This window comes from Candidatus Brocadia sinica JPN1 (assembly GCF_000949635.1).
GTDB classification, from domain to species: domain Bacteria; phylum Planctomycetota; class Brocadiia; order Brocadiales; family Brocadiaceae; genus Brocadia; species Brocadia sinica.
In genome coordinates, this window is sequence record NZ_BAFN01000001.1 from 1,300,242 (window position 1) to 1,324,044 (window position 23,803).

Sequence of the window (23,803 nt, forward strand, 5' to 3'; positions counted from 1 at the left end):
TTCTTTAATAAAGCAGCCCCGCCCTTCACACCTACTATGCCCCTGCCTGTATCCTGGTGGACTGCTCCTTTACCCTCGTTTCCCGGCCATAAGGGGATATTTCCCTTAACCTTCTGATAATTGGCGGAAGGTGTTCGATAATGAAGTCAACGTCTTCCATTGTACTATACCGACTCAAACTCAACCTCACTGAACCATGCACCGCCGTAAAGGGAACGCCCATAGCCCTCAGTACATGCGATGGCTCTAAAGAACCTGACGTGCAGGCAGAACCTGACGAAGCACAAATTCCTTTTTCATTCAGGAGCAACAAAATAGCCTCCCCCTCCACAAATTCAAAGCTCAAATTGGTGGTATTTGGAAGACGGTGCGTTTTATGCCCGTTCACTCTTGCATCCGGGGCATTTTTCAGTATTTCATCCTCCAGCTTATCCCTTAATTGTTTTACCCCGGTCTGTTCTTCACCCATATATTTTTTTGCCAGTTCACATGCCTTGCCAAGACCGATAATTGAGGGAACGTTCTCTGTGCCACCACGGCGATTTCTTTCCTGATGCCCGCCGACGATAAAAGGCGAGAACGTGATTCCCTTTCGGATAAAGAGGGCGCCCACTCCTTTGGGCGCATGTAATTTATGCCCTGAGAGGGTTAACAAATCTATCGTACTTTTCTCGAGATTGAGTGGTATCTTACCGACAGCTTGCACAGCATCGGTATGGAATATAGAACCTTTCTCCTTTACAATATGGCCAATCTCCTCGATGGGGAAAATCACGCCGGTCTCGTTGTTTGCATACATAATGGACACAATTGCCGTATCCTCCCTTACAGCATCGGCCAATTCATTCAAGTCAAGCATCCCTTTGCTATCCACCCCCAGCTCCGTCACGTGATAGCCACTTTGCGCTAAATATTTACACAAATTATAAACGGCAGGATGCTCCACCCTAGAGGTAACAATGTGCCTCTTCTGAGGATTTGCCCGAAGTATACCCCAAATCGCAGCATTATTGCTTTCCGTACCACAACTTGTAAACAGAACTTCTGCGGGATCAGCGCCAAGAATGTCTGACACCTGTTGTCTGGCATTATCAATCTTTTTCGCTACCTGACCGCCAAAGGTATGCATACTCGAAGGATTTCCATAATATTCAGTAAAATACGGCAGCATAACTTCCACAACTTCAGGCGCAACCTTCGTTGTTGCGTTGTTATCTGCATATACAATTCTCATGAAGCCACCTCCTCGACGATAAGCGTATCTGTCACAAACTCCCTCAGTTTCGCCTCCACCGTGGATTTCAGTGTAACCTTTGAACTAGGGCACTCCACACAACTCCCCCGAAATGAAACCATAACCCGGTCACCATCGATGTCGATCAGTTCAATGTCACCCCCGTCTGATTGAAGGGATGGCCGAATATCTCTTTCCAGGGTCTCCTGTATCAACTTTATCTTTTGGATGTTTGTCATTTTCTTAGTGGGTTTCCTGACCTTTTCTATCATCGCCTTCTCTTTTTCTTTTTGCCATACCTCGTCTATAATGGCCTGAATTTGTGGATGACACGAGCGGCATCCACCGCCTGCCTTACAAAAATTTGTCACCTGCTCAATGGTGGTCAATTTATGCTCTCTCACCTCATGAGCGATCTTATTATCCGTTACACCAAAACACTTGCAAACGATCGTTCCCTCATCAACGGGTTTCTCTATTTTTTGCCCCCGGTAATTTGCGATAGCTGCTTCCAGCGCCTCTCGGCCCATTACAGAACAATGCATCTTCTGCTCCGGCAATCCATCGAGGTACGCTGCGATGTCGCTATCAGTGATCTTACCCGCCTCGTCCAATGTCTTTCCTTTAATCATCTCCGTCAAGGCGCTCGCAGAAGCAATGGCGCTTCCACACCCAAATGTCTTAAATTTCACATCCACAATACGGCCTGATTTATCCAGTTTCAGCATCAATTTTAAAGCATCTCCACAGGCCAAACTGCCCACCTCACCTACAGCGTCTGGATTTTGAATTTCACCCACATTCCTTGGATGAAAGAAATGGTCTTTCACTTTTTCAGAATAATCCCACACCCTATATTCCTTTCCAAACTAATTGTTGAAAAGCCTCAACGCCTTGATTCCTTAGTCAGTTCTTTCAGAATAACACGGATAATACTTGCAAAGAGTGCAATATGATTCAATATTATCATCATAAATATATTCTTTTATACCTTGAATGTCAAGCATTGCTACTGTTTGTTGATGCCTGGCATAAAAGAGAAATAGGGAGGAGATATGTGTAAAAATTTTTCAGGAATAGTGGGGAGCGATGGAAGGAAAAAGGCAATTTTCAAATAAAAAAGTAAACAAACAGACAAGAATATGACTTGCTTATTCACAGTCACTAACTGTGAATAATATTTTTATAGAAACCCAAAGGATAATTTAGTTTATGTGTTTCTTTTTTTAGCCATTGGATATTTCTCGTGATTTTTTCTGATACGCGCCCAAAAGCATATGCAATAATATTCAAGATGATTTCGGATTTCAAGAACGGAGTGTAAGCAAAAAAAGCGTAGAACATCGAAAAAAGAAACTTATTGTACAGTTTCTCGATCTGTTGATTCTGAGGTAATTCGAGCTTTTCAATTTCCTTGGCAGATGTTTTGAGATCCCTGAAATGTTTTAATAACTTTCTCATATCGAAAATAGCTGTTTTATATTCATTATAGTTATGAATTGTTGAATTAAGTATGGTAATTAAATTCCTTACAGAAAAATACTCGTCTCTGCTGAGATTAAAATTTTTTTCTGCTAAAATACTAATCGCTTCCCGTCTGAGCTGACAAAATTTATATAGAACAATATCGTGCTTTTTTAATTTACGTAAATAAATAATCATATAGAATAATAAAAGTAACAACGGAACCATAAATACATAAAACATACCCCCCTCCTCTTTTTCTATCCTTTTTCTTTCTCTTTCCCGTGCTTGCTTTTTGGCGGAATATAATTAAACTTTTCGTCATAAAAAGCAAGAAATCTTTCGCGATACTCCCTATTTTCCGCTGCAAGCCGATCAATTTCTTTTTGTCTGTCTTTTATCCTTCCTTTGTACAGTAAAAATATCCAAAGGTGCATAATGAAAAAGAAAGCAAAAAATAAGCCTTTTATTAAACCCAAGGCTAAGATAATATCTTTTGTGTTATTCAGGATTTGTTTGATAAAATCCATAAATAAATTAAGGACATTTAGGATAACTATACATTTTTTATCTAGCTTATGTTTATCGGTTTTTTCTCCACGATATTTAGGACTTTTTTTAAAAACAACCCCGTGTAGGACCGTTCGACTTTTGCAACCTGTTCAGGGGTGCCTGCTGCAACGACCTCACCGCCACTCACGCCGCCTTCCGGGCCTAAGTCGATCAGGTAATCTGCCGTCTTGATAACATCCAGGTTGTGCTCTATGACCAGCACCGTATTGCCCAAATCGACTAATCTGTGTAACATCTTTAACAACTGCTGTATGTCAGCAAAATGCAGGCCGGTGGTAGGTTCATCCAGGATATACAGTGTTTTTCCTGTAGCCTGTCTGGAGAGTTCTGCGGCAAGTTTGATCCTTTGTGATTCCCCGCCGGACAGCGTGGTGCTGGACTGCCCTAATTTAATATATCCCAGTCCGACATCGTTGAGTGTGCTTAAAATACGTTCGAGTTTTGGAACGTTTTTGAAAAACTGATGAGCCTCTTCGATGCGCATGTCAAGCACATCCGAGACGCTTCTCTCCTTATAGGTAACTTCCAGTGTTACTTTGTTATACCTTTTCCCCTTGCATTCTTCACAAACGACGTACATATCGGGCAAAAAATGCATTTCTACTTTTTTGGTACCTTGTCCCTTGCATACCTCACACCGTCCACCGCTGATATTGAAACTGTATCTTCCCGCAGTGTAACCACGAACCTTTGCCTCCTGCGTCTGCGCAAAGAGGGAACGGATCAGATCAAACGCCTTGGTGTATGTTGCAGGATTCGAACGCGGGGTTCGCCCAATGGGTGATTGATCGATTTCTATAACTTTATCGATATATTCCGCGCCCAGGATTTTCGTATGTTCCCCGGGTGTCTCATAGCTGCCATAGAACAACTTCGCAAGGGCACGATGCAGGATATCATTCACGAGGGTGCTTTTCCCGGAGCCGGAGACACCGGTAACACAGCAAAAGGTTTTTAAAGGGATTTTTACGTCGATGGATTTCAGGTTATGGGCACGGGCGCCTCGTATTTCAAGAGAGTTCTTCAGATTAATATCCCTTCTCCTGGCGGGAAGTTCGATTTTCAGGATTTGGCTGAGATACTGCCCGGTTAATGAATCAGGGTTATCAGTAATTTCTTTCAACGTGCCATGGGTAACAATACTGCCGCCACGTTCACCAGCCCCGGGGCCAATATCGATGATATAATCAGCATCACGAATGGTATGCTCATCATGCTCCACGAGGATGACCGTGTTTCCGTTGTCACGAAGTGTCTTTAAAGTCCTCAGAAGCCGTTCATTATCCCTTGGATGAAGCCCTATGGTGGGTTCGTCCAGCACATAACAGACCCCGACAAGACCCGATCCGACTTGTGTGGCAAGCCGGGTTCTCTGAGCTTCGCCGCCTGAGAGGGTGTCGCTGCTGCGTCCCAAAGTTACATAATGTAGTCCGACATCTATCATAAAACGAAGCCTGTTTTGAATTTCCTTCAGAATTTGTTTGGAAATGATCGCCTGTTGTCCTTCCAGTTTCAACGCTGTAAAAAATCCAAGGGTCTCTTCTATGGTCAGATCCATGATCTCATGAATTGATTTATGATTGATTTTTACCGAAAGGGAGTCTGGTCGCAGTCTGGCTCCGTTGCAGACAGTACAGGTCCTGTAACTCATGTATCCGGAAAGGCGTTTCAGGATGCGTTCGCTGGCCGTTTTTTCATAGATGCGTTTGAGGTTGGGAATCACCCCTTCAAAGTCCTTTGTGCCAAAGAGCAGGGCATCCATGATCTCTTTCGGTAATTTTATAAAAGGTGTGCCCAGAGAGATGGAAAAGATTTTTGAAAACATCTTGACCTGGTTATCATAGTGAGTTTGGGTTAATGACCCCCAACCTCGCCAGGCATCGATAGCCCCGTCCCTGATACTGATGTGTTTGTCAGGAACAATCAGGTCCGGATCAAAATCCAGGGTATTTCCCAGGCCATTACAACCAGGACATGCACCATAAGGACTGTTAAATGAAAACATGCGCGGCGTCAATTCTTCATAGCCACTCCCGCATTCCTGGCAGGCATACCGCTCGCTCAGGATATGGTCCGTCCAGCCCTTTTCGCATTCCTGACTTACCAGCATAACGCCTTCTCCTAATTTGAGACAGGTTTCGAGGGAATTGTACAAGCGTGTTTGGATATCCTCTTTTATGACCAGCCGGTCCACAATTACATCAATTTCGTGGGTTTTATATCTCGCCAATTTGGGAATGGTTTTAAGGTCTATAATACTATTGTCAACACGTGCGCGTACAAAGCCCCTTTGTACTATCGACTGAAATATCTCCCGGTGTTCACCCTTTTTCCCCTTAATAAGCGGTGCAAGAAGCATAATTCTGGTTCCCTGCGGGATTCCCGTGATTCTCTGTATCATCTGGTCAACGGTTTGGCGGGAAATGATACATTTACACCGGTGACAATACGGGGTGCCAATTCTTGCGTACAACAAGCGTAAATAGTCATAGATTTCAGTAACGGTTGCCACGGTGGAACGCGGACTCGGCGGACAAGTACGCTGTTCAATGGCAATAGTGGGAGGCAAACCCTCAATAAGTTCTACATCCGGTTTTTGTATCTGATCTAAAAATTGCCGTGCGTACGAGGAAAGACTTTCAATATAGCGGCGCTGCCCTTCTGCATAAACCGTATCAAATGCAAGGGATGATTTTCCTGAACCACTGACACCCGTAATAACCGTGATTCGGTCACGTGGAATATTGACATTGATCCCCTTAAGATTGTGTTCCCTGGCGCCACGAATGACGATGACATTATTATTCATGAATTCCAAAAGCCACAAAGACACAAAAAACACAAAGAAAAGGGAATTTATGATTTACAAAGTACGATTCGTAAAATCCTTCTTCATTTATAGTGAACGACTTACATTAGTCCTTCGGCAACTTAAAATATCTATTTTCACAATGACAGTCCACCCCCTTCACCTTCGCCGACGGGAGACAGTTGTTTGTCCCTCTCAATGAGGGGGATTAAGGGAGAGGAAATTTTTGTTTGAAATTTCTATGAAAACCTATTCCAATTCCGGATTAATTCCACAAGCAATCGAACCCCAATGCCTGACGCCCCTTTCTGGGTATATGCGCTGTTTTTTTCACACCAGGAAGTGCCCGCAATATCGAGGTGCACCCAGGGATATTTTTCGGTAAACTTACTTAAAAAGCAGGCGGCTGTTATTGCCCCCGCATACGGCCCCCCCACATTCTTTATATCTGCAATATCACTCTTGATCTGTTCCTGATATTCCTCCCAGAGTGGTAGCTCCCAGACCCTTTCCCATGATTTTTCACCGGCAATTTTAACCCTTTTTTTCAACTCTTCGTTGTTTCCCAACATGCCTGTAACGACAGTCCCTAAGGCTACCACACAAGACCCTGTCAGCGTCGCAAGATCAATTACAGCGCTGGGTTTATATTTCTCCGCGTACGCCAGGGCGTCCGCCAAAATTAAACGCCCTTCTGCGTCTGTATTTGCGACCTCGGCGGTCTTACCGGAATAAAACCGAATAATATCGCCGGGTTTAATCGCCGAACCGCTGGGCATATTTTCAGCACACGGTATGAGACCAACAACATGCTGCGGGAATTTCATTCCGGATATCGCCTTCATGGCTCCCATCACGGCAGCGCCGCCGGCCATATCACTCTTCATGATATCCATGTCCTTGGCCTGTTTCAGACAAATTCCTCCTGAGTCAAAGGTAATTCCCTTTCCAACAAATACAACCGTATCCTGGTTTTTCGCATGTGCATTGTATTCAAGTATGATAAATTTCGGGGGCTGGGCGCTCCCCTGCGCAACACCCAGCACCCCCCCCATCCCGAGTTTTTTTAGTTCCGGCAGGGATAATATCTTACACTGAATACCAGCTTCCCCACCCAATTTCTTTGCAGTATCAGCCAAAACTCCAGGGGCCTTATCCTGAGACGGCGTGTTGATAAGGTCTCGGGTAAAACAGACGGCATCAGCAATAATTTGCCCGTGCTTAACGGCCTCCTGGACAGGCCTCAGATCCTCCTTGCCGGACAAAAGAAGCGTAAGCGCCCTGAGTTCCTGCCGCTCTTCGGGCGGAATAGTTTTATATTTCTGGTACCGGTAAAGGGCGAGCAGGGCGCCTTCACTATAAGCCTGATACCATTCACTTATTGGAAAAGGAATATCAATCGGGTCCATCACGCTGGCGCCCTCACTGATGCCCATATCACGTATCGTACAGGCGGCAGTGCCTGCCGCCTGTCTTATTTTGTCAAGTGTTGCATCCTTTTTCTTTCCCAGGCCCACGAGCATGATGCGTCTCGCCGGAATCTTTCCATATGTAGGCAGGATAATTGTCTTATTCAGTTTAGCAACAAATCCCTTTTCTTTTATTATTTCAGAAACAATATTATCCAATACCTTATTACAACGGCCAAGCGATTCGCTCAGGGTTTTGACGTCTTCGTATAAATAAAAAACTACCACCTCTGCGGGTTCTTTTTCAACAGTTCCAATTTTGATATTAATATCCATAAATATCCTTAATTCAGGTAATACATTGTTTTGATAATAAGGTGTAATGTTAATCAATTAATTTAGCATTAACCTGTCAGGTGTGTCAAACGAATAATCAGGGGAGGTTAAAAATATTCTGTCTTATTCGAGAAAACAGAATAGTAACAAGAAAGACCCCGGAAGGGGAGATGCCAAAAGATTTATAGGGGAAAAACTGGGGAAATCCGGTACGCAAGGAGATTTACTAAACTTCTTTACATTGAAAGGCTATGATGTACTGGACGTATTCTTCCAGAATCTTTGTCTGCTCCTCTGTTGATAACAAACGGTAAGGCACAACGGCATCTTTTGTCCAGAAGCATGTATTTTTGATAATCATGCTGAGGTGGAGGATGCGAGGGAGATGCTCTGCAGGATATTTTTTCAAATCGATTCCATTAACACCAATAGATTCCAGAAATTTATTATTCATAATTACTCCTTCCTTAGATTCGCCACTGCCAGGAACAGCCGTTTGACCGCAATCCGGTATCAATAGCCATTTTTACGATTCTGTCTTAACATTCATAATTATCGGCACAAATGGTGATTAATTTAATAAAAAAGGGAGGGAGGAGCAGAGCATTTAGGGTGAATCCTTTCCTTGCGATGGAAAGGAAAGGCGGGTGGTTATATGTCTGATGATACGCGCAATAATTCTTCCAGTGTTGTTTCTCCCCTGCGAACAGATTCGAGTCCATCCTCCCACAAGTTCTTTGTCCCCCTCTTTTGAGCTTCTTTCATGATCTCACTGGAATCTTTATGGGCCAGGACAAGCCGCCGTATGGCATCATCCACACATAAAAACTCGGCAATACACTTTCTGCCTTTAAATCCCGCATTATTACAGTCATCACAGCCCCTGGGTTTATACAAATACTCCCCTTCTTTTAATCCTACCGTCTTGCGTATATCCTCCCCTGGCAAATACGGTTCACGACACTTTCCGCACATCTTTCGCACCAGACGCTGGGCAAGGACACCAATGACGCACGAAGAGATCAGATAGTCCTCCATCCCCATATCCATTAACCGGGTAAATGCAGACGCCGAGTCATTTGTGTGAAGCGTCGACAAAACAAGGTGCCCGGTTAAGGCGGCCTGTATGGCAATCGACGCCGTTTCCCGGTCTCTGATTTCACCAATAAGAATAATGTCGGGATCGTGCCGTAAAATGGAGCGCAGTCCGGAAGCAAAGGTCAAATCTATCTGAGGATTTACCTGGATTTGATTCACTCCATCCATGCTATATTCCACAGGGTCTTCCACCGTTACAATCTTTACCTCCGGTGAAACTACCTCCTTCAGCACCGCGTAGAGCGTGGTCGTTTTTCCGCTCCCCGTCGGACCGGTCACAAGCAACATACCCTCAGGCTTATTCACCATACGCCGAAACCTCCCCAAAAATTCCTGGCTGAATCCCAGTTTTTCCAAATCGAGCGTAACCGCAGTCCGGTCCAGGATCCTCATTACTACACCTTCACCATGGCTCATGGGAATAATCGAGACCCTCAAATCTACCTCCTTGCCTGCCACCTTCATCTTAATCCGGCCATCCTGAGGCAACCGTTTCTCTGCAATGTTCAACTTTGCCATAATCTTGATACGGGAAATAATGCCATTGTAAAGCTCCCGGGGAGGAGGCGTCAGCTCCCGCAAAACCCCATCCACACGGTACCGCAACCGTGCATTCCTCTCAAAAACCTCCAGGTGCACGTCGCTTGCCCCTATTTCGATCGCCTTCGTTAACGTGCTATTTACCAGCCGTATAACGGGAGCCTCGGAAGCCATGTCCCGCAAGTGCTCCACGTCTTCCATTACTTCAATACTGGATGTCGCCGTGTCTTCCTCTTTAACCTCACCCTCATAAATAGTTTCGAGAGAGGCCAGAATATCTTTTTCACAGCCGGCAAAAATCTGTACCTGTTTATTCGTGGCCAACGCAACGGTCTCCACCAGCAAAGAATCCTGCGGGTCCGCAAGGGCAATATCCAGGGTCCCATCACGCAGACTGAGCGGGAGCACACGGTTTGTCATCAGAAATACCTTCGGCATATTTTCCACCAGCGGATACCGGTCATCCTTTTTCTTTTCCCAAACCGGTATCTGCAGTAATTTACTATACGCGAGCCTGAGGTCTTCTTCTGAAACAGTTCCCAGATCGATCAGGATGCGGCCCAGCTTCTGCCCTGTTTGCCTTTGCACCTCGATGGCACGGTCCAAATCAGCGCGAGTCACTCTCCCAATATCGAGTAATACGTCTCCAATATTGTTAATCGTTGCTTGATCCATAATTTAACGCTTAAGAAATTTCCGATTTACGAATTACGATTTGAGATTGAAAAAATCGCAAATCTGAAATCGTAAATCTAAAATTTTAATTCAGTCCCTGTTTGGTTCTGACTCATCCAGGTTAGGAATATTCTCCTGACATTTCGAACAGCACTCTCACTCCCAACTTACCACATCCTTGTCCTCACCATCTCCCCCGGAATTACCATCTGCGCCGTATGAAAGGATATCGTAATCTCCATGCTCACCAGGATAGGTATAGACATAATTATTCCCCCAAGGGTCTTTGGGAATAATCTTTTTCTTTAAATACGGGCCCTTCCAGTTAAGAGCCCCCTGTGGCTCGGCTACCAGCGCCTCCAAACCCTGCTCCTGTGTGGGATATTTTGTCGTATCGAGTTTATACATCTCCAGGGCGCTTGAAAACCCTTCTATCTGCTGCTTGGCAACGGTTTGCCGGGATTCACCAACACGACCGATCATCTTGGGACCTATCAATGCGGCAAGCAACCCAATAATAATCATAACAATCAACAGTTCCAGCAAGGTGAAACCGCCTTGCCTCAACAATTTCAACTTCAGCTTTTCTTCCATTTTCAGTCACTCCATAAAATTTAATAAAAGGTTACACGTTCACAAAGGGGGGAATTCAAAAAGTCTCCCCTGGTTTTAATAATCAGGAATTTTATCTTGTATAATTCCCCTCTTTCTAGAGGGGATACAGGGGTGTGTAAACCATCCGTAACACACCCCCGGCCCCTCTTTTTAGAGGAGAGCTTAAAGGTTGCTGCCAAAGGCAGCCTAATTTAATGTATAGGAATTTCAAAGTTGTTGCAGATCGAAGAGCTTCTTCGCTCTCCATTGAAAAGAGGTACGCCGAATATCGAATATCGAACAAAGAATGTTGAATGATGAAGTATTTTTACTTCACTATTCGATATTCCTTGTTCTGCGGTTCGACGTTCTCTTTAAATAAGTCGCCGAAGGCCTAATTTAATAAAGGAGGTAAGATTTTTGCGCTTCATACTGCCTCAAAATCGCATAAACAAAATGAAAATTCCTATACAATCAAGTCATTCATCTTCCACATCCATATCTTCGTCACCTTCTTCACCATCAGAAAATTCTGTTTCGTCATCACCCTCTTCATAATCCTCCTCCTCATACTCAGCATCGTTTATATACGCCTCGTCAGTCTGCACGTCTTTCGTTAATGTATCAGAATCTTTCCATTTATCAATAACTTTTTCAATATCCTCATCACTCAGTTCCCCGCCGTTTCTTCCATAACGAACGACCTGTTCCATTTCTTCACCGATTTTATAATAAGCTAACCCACCCAGGGGTTCCACATGCAATACAGCCACCCTTGTATCACAGACAAATCCGATTTTTTCCGCCAAAGCAGTCCCATTTGGATAAAATGTAAATGTCTTTATCTGGTCGTCCCGCGCTTCAATCGTGTTAATAAACACCTCTATGTTGGCGGGTAATCTGAGTACCTTTCTATCGTCATTCCAGCAAAAACCTCTATACAGATCAATTGTCACATGCGCCGCCTGGGCGTTCGACATAGCCTTAATACGCGCCTCCCTGAGAAAATATACCAGTTCTGACATTGTTTTCCTGAATTTGATCGTGTCAAAAGAACCTGCGTATCTGGGTACGGCCACGCCGGCAATAATGCCCATAATCGCCAAAACAACGATCAACTCAATAAGTGTAAAACCTTTGTTACTTCGCAATGGAACTGACTTCCTGTATAGAATTAGGCCTTCGGCAATTTAAAATATCTATTTTCGCAATGGCAGTCCACCCCCTTCACCCCCGCCAGCGGGGGACAGTTGTTGTCCCCTGCAGTGATGGGGAATTAAGGGGGAGGCGCTTTTATCTGAAATTGCACATATAAACTAAAACTCTTATTTTACTACATTTTCTGATTGTTTACAATCATTTCAAAAAGAAAGGGGCGCCACGTCTTTTGACATGACACCCCTTTTTTATACTATATAAAATTCCTGATACAACGTGCATAAAAAACATGGGGGCGAACTTTTAATTCGCCCCCATGGGAACTACTCCTGTCCCTGCGTTTTTTTGCAGGACTACTTCTCTTACTTCTTCCTTACCTTCACGGTAATAGTGTCTTTCACTTCCTTCCTAGCCGCATCCCGGAATCTAACCTTTGCATTACCGGTCTTCTTCGTCGCAGTAATCGTAAACTGCGCCTGACCGTTAGCATCCGTTAATGCACTTGGAGGAGACACGACTATTCGTTTCTTACCACTTGTCGTCGTAGCAGTAATCAAGCGATTTGGGGATGCCTCGCCATTGCTGCATGTCACCGTTACCGTTTCCGTTGCGCTTTCTTCTCTCAACAGCTTCAGAGGCTCCGGTTCAGCATCTAATTCTACCGGTTCGCAAGGCGGCGTTGGAGTTGGAGTAACTCCAGGAGTTAATTCTATTCTTCCATCAGCGACGCCACCATCTGTCACCGTGACGGTCTTTGTGTTCGTGATGTACCCTGTCGCAGCCGCAGTTATCGTTCGGTCTCCAACAGCCACATCATTGAATGAATAAACACCATCCTGACCTCCAACTGTGCTAGTGACAGTCTGTTCGCCTGTATCGAGGGACACAGTAGCGCCGTTGATACCTGCACTTGTTTCAGAGTCAGTTACCTGACCCAGAATTCTACCAACTTGTGGCGGAGGTGTTGGCGAAGCCACAGGCGATGGCGTCACAATCACTTCAGGAGTTAATTCTATTCTCCCATCAGCGACGCCACCATCTGTCACCGTAACGGTCTTTGTATTCGTGATGTATCCTGTCGCAGCCGCAGTTATCGTTCGGTCTCCAACAGCCACATTATCGAATGAATAAACACCATCCTGACCTCCAACTGTGCTAGTGACAGTCTGTTCGCCTGTATCGAGGGACACAGCCGCGCCGTTGATACCTGCGCCTGATATAGAGTCAGTAACTTGACCTAAAATTCTACCAACCCCGGTTGGTGTCGGTGTAACGCCCGGCGTAGGCGTGACTCCTGGTGTTGGCGAAGCCCCTGGTGTCGGAGTTGGAACTGCCTCACCTACCAAAGAGGTATCCGTAACTGTAGAAACCCCTCCGTCTGCATTTGGATTATCAGTGAAAGTAGTTGTCAGTGTATCGCCTACTGCAGCTCTTATCCTCGTATTGATCAAGGTGCTATCTGAACTGACAGCAATTGTACCCAGGAACGATCCAGTATCGACACCCGTCTCTGTTAAACGCAATGTAGTTCCGCTTGAATCCGTCGTAGATTTAATATTTACGTTAACAAGATTCGCCGTTGCGATTGATGTATTTGTTTCTGGATCAAACAGCGATACAACTGCATTACCACCCAACCCAACATTGTCGGCTGCAAATTCCAGAACAGCGCCAAAGTTCTTGGTGCTTGCCTCTTTTGTGACATCCTGCAGCGGTGATGCATCATTATAGGTGGCTATTACTGTGCCATTTGCCACCGCCCTTATTACTTGAGGCGTGGCATTTTGATTTGTTGATGCTCCCGTGGAGAATGTCCCTTGGAATATACCAGAATTCCCGGTTGTTTCAGTTAAATTTAAATCAAATCCTGTTGTATCGGACGAAGATGTGATTTTAACCTGAGCGCCATCCAGCCCACCAGTAGTATTTAGATCATTATCCTCGAGTGTGACTACTGCTGAATCGCCATTCAAGAAAAGCTCTTGTTTGCTAAGGTTTAATGAACCAACACCACCGGCGCCTACCACTGACACCGTTGTGTATGAAGAAAGATTATTCTCTGTGGTGGCATTTGGCGAGTCATTGTAGAATACTGTGATATTATCTCCATTAGAGACTTTCAGAACAGGAGGTGACACTCCATTATTTGTCGAAGAACCTGTAACATTCGTAAGTTTAAATGTCCCTCTGAACGTGCCTGAATTTGCGCCTGTTTCTACAAGCTGGAGAGATACTGTATTCGCTGTATTGCTAAAATCACTGCCTGACACACTGGCGGCCCGGCTAGCAAAGATTTGCTTCGCGATGAAACCGTTCTTAAACGTTGAATTGTTCGCTGTGGTGCCAGTTCCCGGCAAACCTAAACCAACTTCATTCACGTTCGTTATACTAGCCGTATTATTGAAGGTTGTCTGCGGCGTTGAAACACTGATATTCAAATCATTATCAACCAACGTAACTTCGATCGTGCTGTTCAACCCAACAGTACCCGATGGAGACACAGACAGGCTTCCTGTATTTGTCTGGAAAGCAACATTAGATGCCGTTGTCGCCAGGGTAGCGCCACCACTATATTCGCCACTGGAATTTAATGCATCATTATAACGGATGCGATATGTGCCGCCTGTAAACCCACCAATTCTGAACAGCTCTGATCCCGATACCGTGTCAAGGCGTCCTGTGCTCATATCGTTGCCGATTACCTGAACGAATGTCTTCCAGGGCGTGTAAAAACCCGTGTTAGTCATCTTTGTTACTGTCAGCCTATCGCTAGCCACACCGGTAATTTCCCGGATATCACTGAAAGAGCCGTCCGATACCCTTACAACAGAACCTGTGCCAAATACACTTGCTAATGCGGGATAATCTGTGCCCGCAGTACCCTGGAATATAATGGTTGACGTTCCCGTAGAATCAGCAAAAATAGATGTGCTATTCAAAGTCGATGTATTCGTTGTTACCCGCGCAGCTGTGCCATCAAAACCAATTGTACCTACAAACGTGCTGGAATTTGCGCCGGTCTCTACTATGGGCACTGCAATCCAGGATGTGCCATCTGGTGATATTTCCACCGTATTGTCAACGGCATCCGTCGTTGCAGTAAAGGACGCTGTCGATGCAGTGCTAAGGAAACTATCAGCAGTGGATGATTGTCCTCTTACAAGAGGTATTGCACTCGTTGACTCAGTACCAAGACTAAACGTGGAACTACCAAGAGACAACGGACTTCCAAATCCAGAGCCTGTCAATCCACTCCCGCTTGTTGGGATTACCCATACGAGGGAGTTATCACTATTAGAGATTCTAACAGACTGTGTGCCAATCGCAGAACCATCCGGATGAGACAAGCTAACTGTATTGCTCCCAATGCTTGAGAGACCTGTCCTTGAATATGCTTTTACGGATAGACGATCTCCCCTGCTGTTAGTCGTTGTTCCGTTCCATGATCCTGATGCGATTGATTCCCTGGATGAAGATGTGGAATTCAAGTTTCCATCAACAACGGTAATCACAAGGAAGTCGTTGATATCCACTGTGGTATTATCTACCGAAACAACCCCTGTCTCACCTGTTAAACCAAAGACCGTGCTGCTGGTAACGGTGCCTAAGGAACCGCCGCTATTCAGCTCATCCAAATATGAGGCCCTGATTGTATCGTTTGTACGAGGACCGGTCAAAATGAAACTACTAATTGAGGTAGCTGTGCCCGAGATTTCTGAGCCTGCTGTGCCTGTCGTCGTAGAAGTGCCTAAACCAGTGATTTGAACAAGGCAGAAGTTAGAACCATCAATTAACTTTTGCAGACCTCCGATAGTTGTTCCCATGCTAGAACTTGATGCGAGATCGCCGAAAGCAGAGGTATTTGTTCCGATGGCGACAACCCTTGTGGGTCCTAAAGAAGACGTTCCAAAACCTGTAAAATCACTACTCGCAGTAAATGCCAAAGCTTCGCTGACACTACTTCCAGTAGCTGTTCCTATTTTTATAAGGCCCAATCTACCTGAAGCGGCGTTTGTTTCAATAACACGAAAGGAAACAAACGGCGAAGTTCCCAAGGTGATAGTGCTACCGCTATAATCGGGCGTGGACCCCACTGTCAGATTACCCTGAGTTGTCACAGTTGTTGACCCATAAATCTTACCTGAAGCTGAGAAGATACCCGTATTTAGTCCCGTCTCAACAAGAAAGATGTTTTGGGTGAACACATCGTCTAATCTATTGCCGGTGGAAGGGTCAATAGCCTCGATCTCCACACGAGACGTAGCGGTGCCTGTAAGACCCAAAGTAAACCCATCCTGAAGACCAATAACATCTTTTATCCTTGGGTTTAAGTTTTTATCAGGGTCATTAACGTTTATGATAACGTTTTCGGGAATGGTGCCATTGTCAGGCCAATTATCACCCCATCCGGCGCCTGTTGTAAATGTTATTGTAGAATTAGGGGCGCCATGATAACTAACAGAGGCCGTGTCAAGGGTGGTTCCGCCATAAAGAAGCGCCAACGTGTCGCCTTCAGATACCTGGAGTATACCATCTTCAGAAGTCGTTGCATTTCCACCCTGGTTGCCAAGGCTCTTCAGATTCAGCCCGGTGACCCCGCTAGCGCTGTTAAGGAAACCAAACGCCGGAAATACATAGCTGCCTTCATAGGCCTCTACATATCCGGTGCTTGTGCCAATCCCTGTTTGGGTAGGCTGAGCATTGCCACTCGTAGTAAATACCGTTGTCGTAGCGCCTGTCTCCCTTAAAACAAATGCGATTGAGTTTGAACCTGCTTTTGCTGTAACTGTGATGGTATCTCTGTCTCCGGAAGTAACAGAACTATCTGTCACAGAAATAAATGCACGATCAAAATCGTTTGTGTTATTTTTTGGGGGCAAATAACTTTCCCTATCAAAACTACCCGTCGCTGCCATCGCATTTGAGACTATACTCAAGGCAAAGGCAACCACCAGCAAAAATACGCTGGCCATACAAAACCAACTTTTCTTTTTGCCACTTAATATTTTCGGTCTTTTCATATCTGTCACATCTCCTTTTTCTATTAAGACCATCAAGACCTAAACCAGAAACACATCAAAACCTTTGTAAAATCTTTTTCTATTCTTTAAACATCGAAAATACTACAAAAATACCTTTAAATCTCCCAATCAACTTTGACCCCTATTCATCTCTCCACCAACTCCTTTCCCTGAAAATTGATAGAACAAGAGATGGGAAAAACCAGCGCTGACTTGCTGCAAAAATTGCCATTCACTACAGAGTGCAAAGGCATGAATGAGCTGTAGCAAACGCTATAAATAAGCTGACATTGAACGCTTATCATTCCGAGCAAAGCAAGGAATCTTAGGATTTCTCAGTCGCTCTGCTCCTTCAAAATGACAACTTTCTTTTGTCGCGCACTATAAATAGCCTGATACACTTCTTTCCTTCGAGCTTGCTTATGGCTACCTTTGCAGGAGAATCAAGTGTTGTTTTCCCTATAGATACCTCCTTTCTTTAATAATATTCCCTAACGATCTAAATAAAATTTTTCATAAATACTATGGTACAGGCTATAATTGGTCACGGAAATATATCATGCAAATATATTACAGTCAACAAAAAAATTAAAAATTTCCACAGTAATGAGTTATGTTAGTTTTCTTTTAGTATTGGCACTTCATAATAATATTATGGTTTGACTTATCCTCGTCTTCTTGGTATTATTCCCCCCGGAGTTTTTTAAAGGTAAGCGATCTTTTCGCGGGGAGTAAGGATTCTCTTCGTTCTCCGACTGCGGTTTTAAAACTCCTTCACGCCCACTCAGACTATTTTCTGACATAGGCCTTTTATTCGTTTATTCCAAAATTCTGCTTGGAAACAAGTAAAAAACGAGACCCATTTGTAAAGACAAATTATACATTAATATCTTTTCAAAAATATTTTAATATTTTCAGCAAAAACCGGAATACCAGGTAATATCAAGACTTATAAGCTAATTTGTAATGTGACGAACTTTTAAAGTTTTTAGAAGACTAATCCGAACGAATCGAAAGAAAACCTATTATAATACAGGAGATTCCGAAACAAGTTCGGAATGACAAAACACGATTCGGAATGACAAAAGCGGAAAATGTCATGCTGAATCCTGATCTTCATCAGGACATGCTTATTTCAGCATCTTCTATCAAAAATACTCTTCCGATTCGTTCGGATTAGGGTATTTTATGAACAATGTTGTATAACTTTGTACAATGTTAGACGCATCAGCACAAAAAGTAACCATCTCTGAAGTTGAGAAGAATTTCATACTTAAGGGAATATTGTCGGTAATAAAAAAGGTTGTCACTGCGCAGCAGTTTGATATATGGTTTTCCTGCCTCAGTGTATTTTCTCTTACAAACAATAGTATTACGTTTGTTGCGCCAAACAATTTTATCAGGGATTGGCTTAACAGTAATTACAGCGACCTTTTTTCCAGCGCCGTTTATAAGGTATTAAACTCTTCCCGGGAAGTAATTATTTCCACCGAAGACGAGGTCTTTGAACAACCGCCAGTACTTTCGTTTTTTTCAAATGGTTCTGTTCATGATGCTATGGGTATTTCTGATGAGCATTACTCGATACCACTAAACAAATACTATAGCTTTGAGAACTTTGTTGTGGGACCATGTAACAGGCTCGCACACGCTGCAGCAGTTGCAGTATCAGAGTCCCCCGGTCATGCGTATAACCCTTTATTTATTCATGGAGCCTCAGGTTTGGGAAAGACACACCTTCTTCACGCCATAAACAATGTATTAGCTTCCAAATATACCATGAAGACTCTTTTTTTGTCATGTGAACGCTTTGTAAATCATTATATATCCACGATACGGTCAAATAGCTGGGATTCATTCAGGGAATTATACAGAAATGCTGATGCGCTCCTTATAGACGATATACAGCTCTTTGAAAATTCGCAGGGAAGCAGGGAAGAATTTTTCCATACCTTTAATACCCTTTACAACGCAAAAAAACAAATAGTCATCACCAGTGACTGCCTCCCGGAATCTATAGCATCCCTTGAGGACAGACTTGTCTCCCGTTTTAAATGGGGGCTCCTCTGTGGCATAGATAGTGCAACCATAGAAACCCGCATTGCAATTGTAGAAAAAAAGGCATCTCTCTGGGGCATCAATCTATCTCATGAAGTTGCGTCGTATCTGGCAGAAAACCTGTCCGGCAACATCAGGGAACTTGAAGGCGCTATCGCACGGCTAAATAAAGAAGAAAAGGTAACAAAAAACAGTATTACGCTGGACCTTGCCAAAAAAGTTATTCAGGGACTTTCGGGAAATAAAAAAGCGGTTAGTATTGAGGCTGTTATTGAAGCTGTTTCCAGGAGGTTCCATGTAACTGTATCGCAACTTCAATCAAAACGCAGAACGAGAAGCCTGGCACTACCAAGACAAATAGTGATGTATCTTTCAAGAAAGCTAACAAATATGTCGCTTGTGGAAATTGGGGGTTATATCGGCGGAAGGGACCACTCAACCGTAATCCATGCAGATGAAAAGATAACACAAATGTTAAAAAAAGATAAAAATCTCCTCTTTATTTTACAAAAATTGGAAAATGAATTACAAAAGTAACAGGTTTATAACATGTAGAAAGTTCGTAATGTTTTCCGGAGACTAAACGCCGGGAATCGGATGCTGATAAAATCAAACCCTGTATATACGATACTTACAAACCATGGTTTCTACAGGTTTTCTACAGGTTACCAGGTGATTTATCTCTATGTTTTATTAGTTGTTATGACATTTAATTCTGGTTTTAGTCATCGTATAATAGTTTTACGATGTTTCTTTATATAAAAAAATATAAAACTTAGGAATAACATATGAATTTAATTTTTTCTGGAAATGATTTATACAATAATTTTAATTTAGTAACTGGTATAGTGCCATCTTCAACAATAAAAAATATACTGAAGGGAGTGAAAGTCGAAGTTAAGGATAACCGTGTAAAACTAACTGCAACTGATTTGGAGGTTTTGGTTAAGTGTTTGGCGCCAGTGAAGGAATGTGCCGGGGACGGTAGTATTGTTTTACCGGCGCTTCGCGTTAATAACATTCTGAGGGAATGGGCAGGTCATGATGAAGTAATAATGTCCATAGAGGGTAACGGTTGTGTGTTAAGGTCAAAAGGTGGACATTTTAAGATAGCTGGAGAAGATTCTGGGCAGTTTCCGGATGTCACCGTGACAGAGATAAGGGATTTTGTTGAGGCAGATGGTGCAGTTATTGGCGATATGGTGGGAAAAGTGGTTCATTCGGTGTCTACGGTAAAGGCAAGAAGTGTATTAAGTGGTGTTTTTGTAAGGATTTCCGGGGATGATATTATTATGGTGGCGGCGGATGGAAATAGAATGTCTTGTGTAAAACGTAAGGTGGATAATCCGGGTGGGGTCTCGATGGATGGTGTGATTGCGGTAAAGTGTTTGATGTTTCTGCAACGATTTGTGTCTGAATGTAAGGGTCCTTTAAGGGTGGGAATAGGGGAATCACGAATCTGTTTTGTTGGTGAAACGGGTGAGGTTATATCACAGATCATAGAAGGTCAGTATCCAAGATATGAGGATATTATACCAAAAAAGGATGGGAGGGTAGTGGAGGTAAATAGAGATGAGTTATTATCAGGGGTGAGGATGGCTTCGTTTATGACGAGTGAGGGATACCGGATTGTGAAGTTTGCCATTACCGGTGGAAAGCTGATGCTTACATCGAGGGCTGCGGATGTTGGGGAGGCCGAATTGGAGATTGTTGCCAGTTATGAAGGGCCTGATTTTGAGATAAGTTTTAATCCGGATTACGTCATGGATGCACTGAAGGTTTCTGATGGTGATACGATTGTTATGAAGTTCAGCGACGGTGAAGGGGCCGCTGTGTTCAAAACAGGCTATGAACAGATGGATGTTATTATGCCTATTGAGCCGAAATGATTAGTGATTATTGAAAAATAAAAAACAAGATGTAAGTTTAGTAAAATGGCTAATAAATGGTTATATGGTTAAGTGATTAGTTATTCAACATATAACTATTTAGCCATTTTACCATGCATTTAAGGAGACGCACACTATGGCGGAGGAACTACCAGAAAGATATTTTTACAACAGAAACAAGATTGTAAGAATCGGTCAGATACTGAAAGACGTGTTCCCAAAGAGGAGTATTACCGACAGAACTTATAATCAGGTTAGGGAAGCATGGCGACGTATTGCGGGTGACGATGTTTGTAAGTATTCTGATGTCACTGGCTTAAAAAATAGGGTGTTGTATGTGAATGTAGAATCCGCTGCGCTTATTCACCATTTGACTAATTTTGAAAAGCATGCTATAATTGCCCGAATTAATGAGATTGTTGGCACAAAATGTGTGGAGGATATTCGCTTTAAAGCAGGGATGATAGATGAAGGAAGAAGATAAGAGTTTAGTAGTAAGACAAGACACGTACGACGCAACGTCTATAAAGGTACTTGGTGGTATAGAGGCGGTCAGAAAAAGGCCGGCAATGTACATAGGGGATACCACCCTCAAGGGGTTGCATCATCTGGTGGAGGAAGTAGTCTGTAACAGCGTGGACGAGGCGGTGGCAGGTTTCTGCGAGAACGTGAATGTAAAAATACATGCGGATGGAAGTTTGTCGGTAGTGGATGACGGCCGGGGTATTCCGGTTGATATACACAAGGAAACGAATAAATCTGCGCTGGAAGTAGTTATGACCATGTTGCACGCAGGGGGCAAGTTTGAACATAAAAGTTACAAGGTATCCGGCGGTCTGCATGGGGTTGGTGTGTCGGTTGTGAATGCGCTTAGTGAATGGATGGAGGTGGAGGTAAAAAGGGATGAGCATGTGTACTTTCAGAGGTATGAAAAGGGTGAAGCAAAGTCGCCTGTAGAGGTAAGAGGTGTTACCAAGAAAAGAGGAACTAAGGTTCTTTTCAAGCCCGACCCTGAGATATTTGAGGATACAACGTTTTGTTTTGAAACGATAGCAAAAAGGCTAAGGGAATATGCCTTTCTGAATAAAGGACTAAAAATAACGCTCAATGATGAGAGGACCGATAAGAGCGATTCATTTCAGTATGAAGGTGGTATAAAGGCCTTTATAAAAGAGCTTAATGATGGGAAGGAAGTGGTCCATAAAGATATAATCTATTTTGAAAAGGAGAGCGACGGAACCATTGTTGAAGTAGCTATGCAGTACAATGATGGATACAGTGAGAATGTGTACTCCTTTGCGAATAATATTAATACCGTAGAGGGCGGCACCCACCTGAGTGGTTTCAGAGCCGCGCTTACGAGGACTCTCAATAATTATGCGAAGAACAAGGGACTTCTTAGTGAAGAGAAGGCGCCCACAGGGGATGATTACAAGGAAGGACTCACGGTTGTCATAAGTATTAAATTGCCAGATCCCCAGTTTGAAGGGCAGACAAAGACAAAACTTGGCAATCGCGACGTCCAGGGCTTTGTAGAAGCCGTGGTGAACGAGCAGTTTGGAATTTACTGTGAGGAGACACCGGCGACAGCAAAGGCTATCATCAATAAAGGGATTGATGCCGCCAGGGCAAGGGAGGCCGCGCGGAAAGCCAGGGATCTGACGAGGAGAAAAGGGGCGCTTGGCAACACAAATCTTCCGGGAAAGCTGGCGGATTGCTCTTCCCGTGACTTCGAGACGTCTGAATTATTCCTCGTGGAGGGTATTTCCGCGGGCGGGACGGCAAAACAGGGAAGGGACCGTACATTCCAGGCAATCCTGCCGTTAAAAGGTGTAATTTTAAATGTGGAAAAGGCGCGCATTGACAAGATGCTAAGCAATGAAGAGATCAGAACACTGATATCCGCCCTGGGAACGGGTATAGGAATGGATGAGTTTAATGTGAGCAACCTGCGGTATGGCAAGGTCATAATAATGACGGATGCCGATATCGATGGGGCACACATCAGGACGCTTCTGCTGACATTTTTCTTCAGGCAGATGATAGATTTAATAGAAAAAGGGCACATCTACATCGCGCAACCACCGCTGTATAAGGTGACAAAGAATAAAAGGCAAGAGTATATCTACGACGACAGGGAGTTACAAAAGAAGCTTATCTCACTTGGGGGTGAGGGGACCGTTATGGAGATTAACAGGGGTAAAAAAGAGGGCCTGGATAATGCAAAACTGGGAAAGTTATTACAGATCTTGGTACAGATGGAAGAGTATACAAAAATGTTAAGAAAAAAAGGGATATCTCTGGACAGGTTTTTGGGGTTACGACACAAGAAAAGTGGAAACCTTCCATTCTATAAAGTGACTTATAGGGGAGAGGTATTTTACGTCTATTCGGAAGAAGAACTGGAAAAGCTCATAAAAGAGAAACAGCAGGCAGAGGGAAGGGAACTGGAGATATTAGAAGAGGACGATGTAATCGAGACCAGGCAGAGAAGGGAAGAGGGGGTAATAGAAGTCATTGAGTATCATGAAAGCAGAGAAATAGAGAAGACTATGAGGATAATAGAGAACTTTGGTTTTTCAATAGATGAGTATTTTGACGGGCGCGACAGTAAAGAGCCACAATACAAGTTGGCATCAGGAGATACGGAAATGTATGCCAATTCCCTGGGAGAGGTTTTATCAAAGATACGTGAGATTGGGAGAAAAGGGCTGGAGATACAGCGTTATAAAGGTCTGGGCGAGATGAATGCGGAAGAACTGGCGGAAACTACCATGAATATTAATACAAGAACGCTATTAAAGGTAAAGGTGGAAGACGCAGCGAAAGCCGATGCGATCTTCAGCACCCTTGCGGGAAAGGACGTTCAGCGGAGAAAAGAATTTATAGAGAAACATGCATTAGAGGTAAGGAATTTAGATGTTTAGTTTTTTGGAATGGGAGTT

Annotated in this window: 15 protein-coding genes; 4 read left to right on the forward strand and 11 right to left on the reverse strand. The window is 43.8% G+C overall.

Annotation, left to right across the window (positions count from 1 at the left end):
• Positions 1-34 precede the first annotated feature (34 nt).
• The 11 genes from nifS to BROSI_RS05930 form a co-directional block, all read right to left on the reverse strand.
• Positions 35-1,234 (reverse strand): cysteine desulfurase NifS, encoded by a 1,200-nt coding sequence (gene nifS, locus BROSI_RS05880; RefSeq protein WP_052562825.1) that lies wholly within the window; start codon positions 1,232-1,234, stop codon positions 35-37.
• A complete protein-coding gene (nifU, locus tag BROSI_RS05885) occupies positions 1,231-2,085 on the reverse strand; it encodes a Fe-S cluster assembly protein NifU (RefSeq protein ID WP_052562826.1) in 855 nt (284 codons plus the stop codon). Before nifU ends, nifS begins: the two co-directional genes overlap by 4 nt.
• A 313-nt stretch (positions 2,086-2,398) precedes the next feature.
• Positions 2,399-2,941, reverse strand: a complete 543-nt coding sequence (locus tag BROSI_RS20745) for a hypothetical protein (RefSeq protein ID WP_052562827.1) — start codon at positions 2,939-2,941, stop codon at positions 2,399-2,401.
• Between the two features lie 17 nt (positions 2,942-2,958).
• Positions 2,959-3,228: a hypothetical protein gene (locus BROSI_RS05895; RefSeq protein ID WP_052562828.1), complete on the reverse strand. Its 270-nt coding sequence runs from the start codon at positions 3,226-3,228 to the stop codon at positions 2,959-2,961.
• Positions 3,229-3,269: 41 nt separating this feature from the next.
• Complete coding sequence (gene uvrA / locus BROSI_RS05900; protein WP_052562829.1) at positions 3,270-6,080, reverse strand: excinuclease ABC subunit UvrA; 2,811 nt, start codon at positions 6,078-6,080, stop codon at positions 3,270-3,272.
• Between the two features lie 239 nt (positions 6,081-6,319).
• The gene (locus BROSI_RS05905) at positions 6,320-7,825 is read right to left on the reverse strand and encodes a leucyl aminopeptidase (RefSeq protein WP_052562830.1); all 1,506 of its coding nucleotides are present in this window, start codon (positions 7,823-7,825) and stop codon (positions 6,320-6,322) included.
• A gap of 226 nt (positions 7,826-8,051) precedes the next feature.
• Positions 8,052-8,279: a hypothetical protein gene (locus tag BROSI_RS05910; protein WP_052562831.1), complete on the reverse strand. Its 228-nt coding sequence runs from the start codon at positions 8,277-8,279 to the stop codon at positions 8,052-8,054.
• 197 nt (positions 8,280-8,476) lie between these two features.
• The gene (gspE, locus tag BROSI_RS05915; RefSeq protein ID WP_052562832.1) at positions 8,477-10,138 is read right to left on the reverse strand and encodes a type II secretion system ATPase GspE; all 1,662 of its coding nucleotides are present in this window, start codon (positions 10,136-10,138) and stop codon (positions 8,477-8,479) included.
• A gap of 156 nt (positions 10,139-10,294) precedes the next feature.
• The gene (gene gspG / locus BROSI_RS05920) at positions 10,295-10,732 is read right to left on the reverse strand and encodes a type II secretion system major pseudopilin GspG (RefSeq protein WP_052562833.1); all 438 of its coding nucleotides are present in this window, start codon (positions 10,730-10,732) and stop codon (positions 10,295-10,297) included.
• A 479-nt stretch (positions 10,733-11,211) separates the two neighbouring features.
• A complete protein-coding gene (locus BROSI_RS05925; protein ID WP_052562834.1) occupies positions 11,212-11,883 on the reverse strand; it encodes a pilus assembly FimT family protein in 672 nt (223 codons plus the stop codon).
• Positions 11,884-12,252: 369 nt separating this feature from the next.
• Positions 12,253-16,911 (reverse strand): Kustd1514 family S-layer glycoprotein, encoded by a 4,659-nt coding sequence (locus tag BROSI_RS05930; protein ID WP_052562835.1) that lies wholly within the window; start codon positions 16,909-16,911, stop codon positions 12,253-12,255.
• Positions 16,912-18,126: 1,215 nt separating this feature from the next.
• Here BROSI_RS05930 and dnaA point away from each other — a divergent pair.
• The 4 genes from dnaA (at position 18,127) to gyrB (ending at position 23,785) form a co-directional block, all read left to right on the forward strand.
• On the forward strand, positions 18,127-19,506 hold the full coding sequence (gene dnaA / locus BROSI_RS05935) for a chromosomal replication initiator protein DnaA (protein WP_052562836.1): 1,380 nt from the start codon (positions 18,127-18,129) through the stop codon (positions 19,504-19,506).
• Positions 19,507-19,757: 251 nt separating this feature from the next.
• Positions 19,758-20,858, forward strand: a complete 1,101-nt coding sequence (gene dnaN / locus BROSI_RS05940; protein WP_052562837.1) for a DNA polymerase III subunit beta — start codon at positions 19,758-19,760, stop codon at positions 20,856-20,858.
• Between the two features lie 136 nt (positions 20,859-20,994).
• On the forward strand, positions 20,995-21,342 hold the full coding sequence (locus BROSI_RS05945) for a DciA family protein (protein WP_052562838.1): 348 nt from the start codon (positions 20,995-20,997) through the stop codon (positions 21,340-21,342).
• The gene (gene gyrB / locus BROSI_RS05950; RefSeq protein WP_052562839.1) at positions 21,326-23,785 is read left to right on the forward strand and encodes a DNA topoisomerase (ATP-hydrolyzing) subunit B; all 2,460 of its coding nucleotides are present in this window, start codon (positions 21,326-21,328) and stop codon (positions 23,783-23,785) included. The genes BROSI_RS05945 and gyrB overlap by 17 nt, the downstream gene beginning before the upstream one ends.
• Positions 23,786-23,803: the final 18 nt, after the last annotated feature.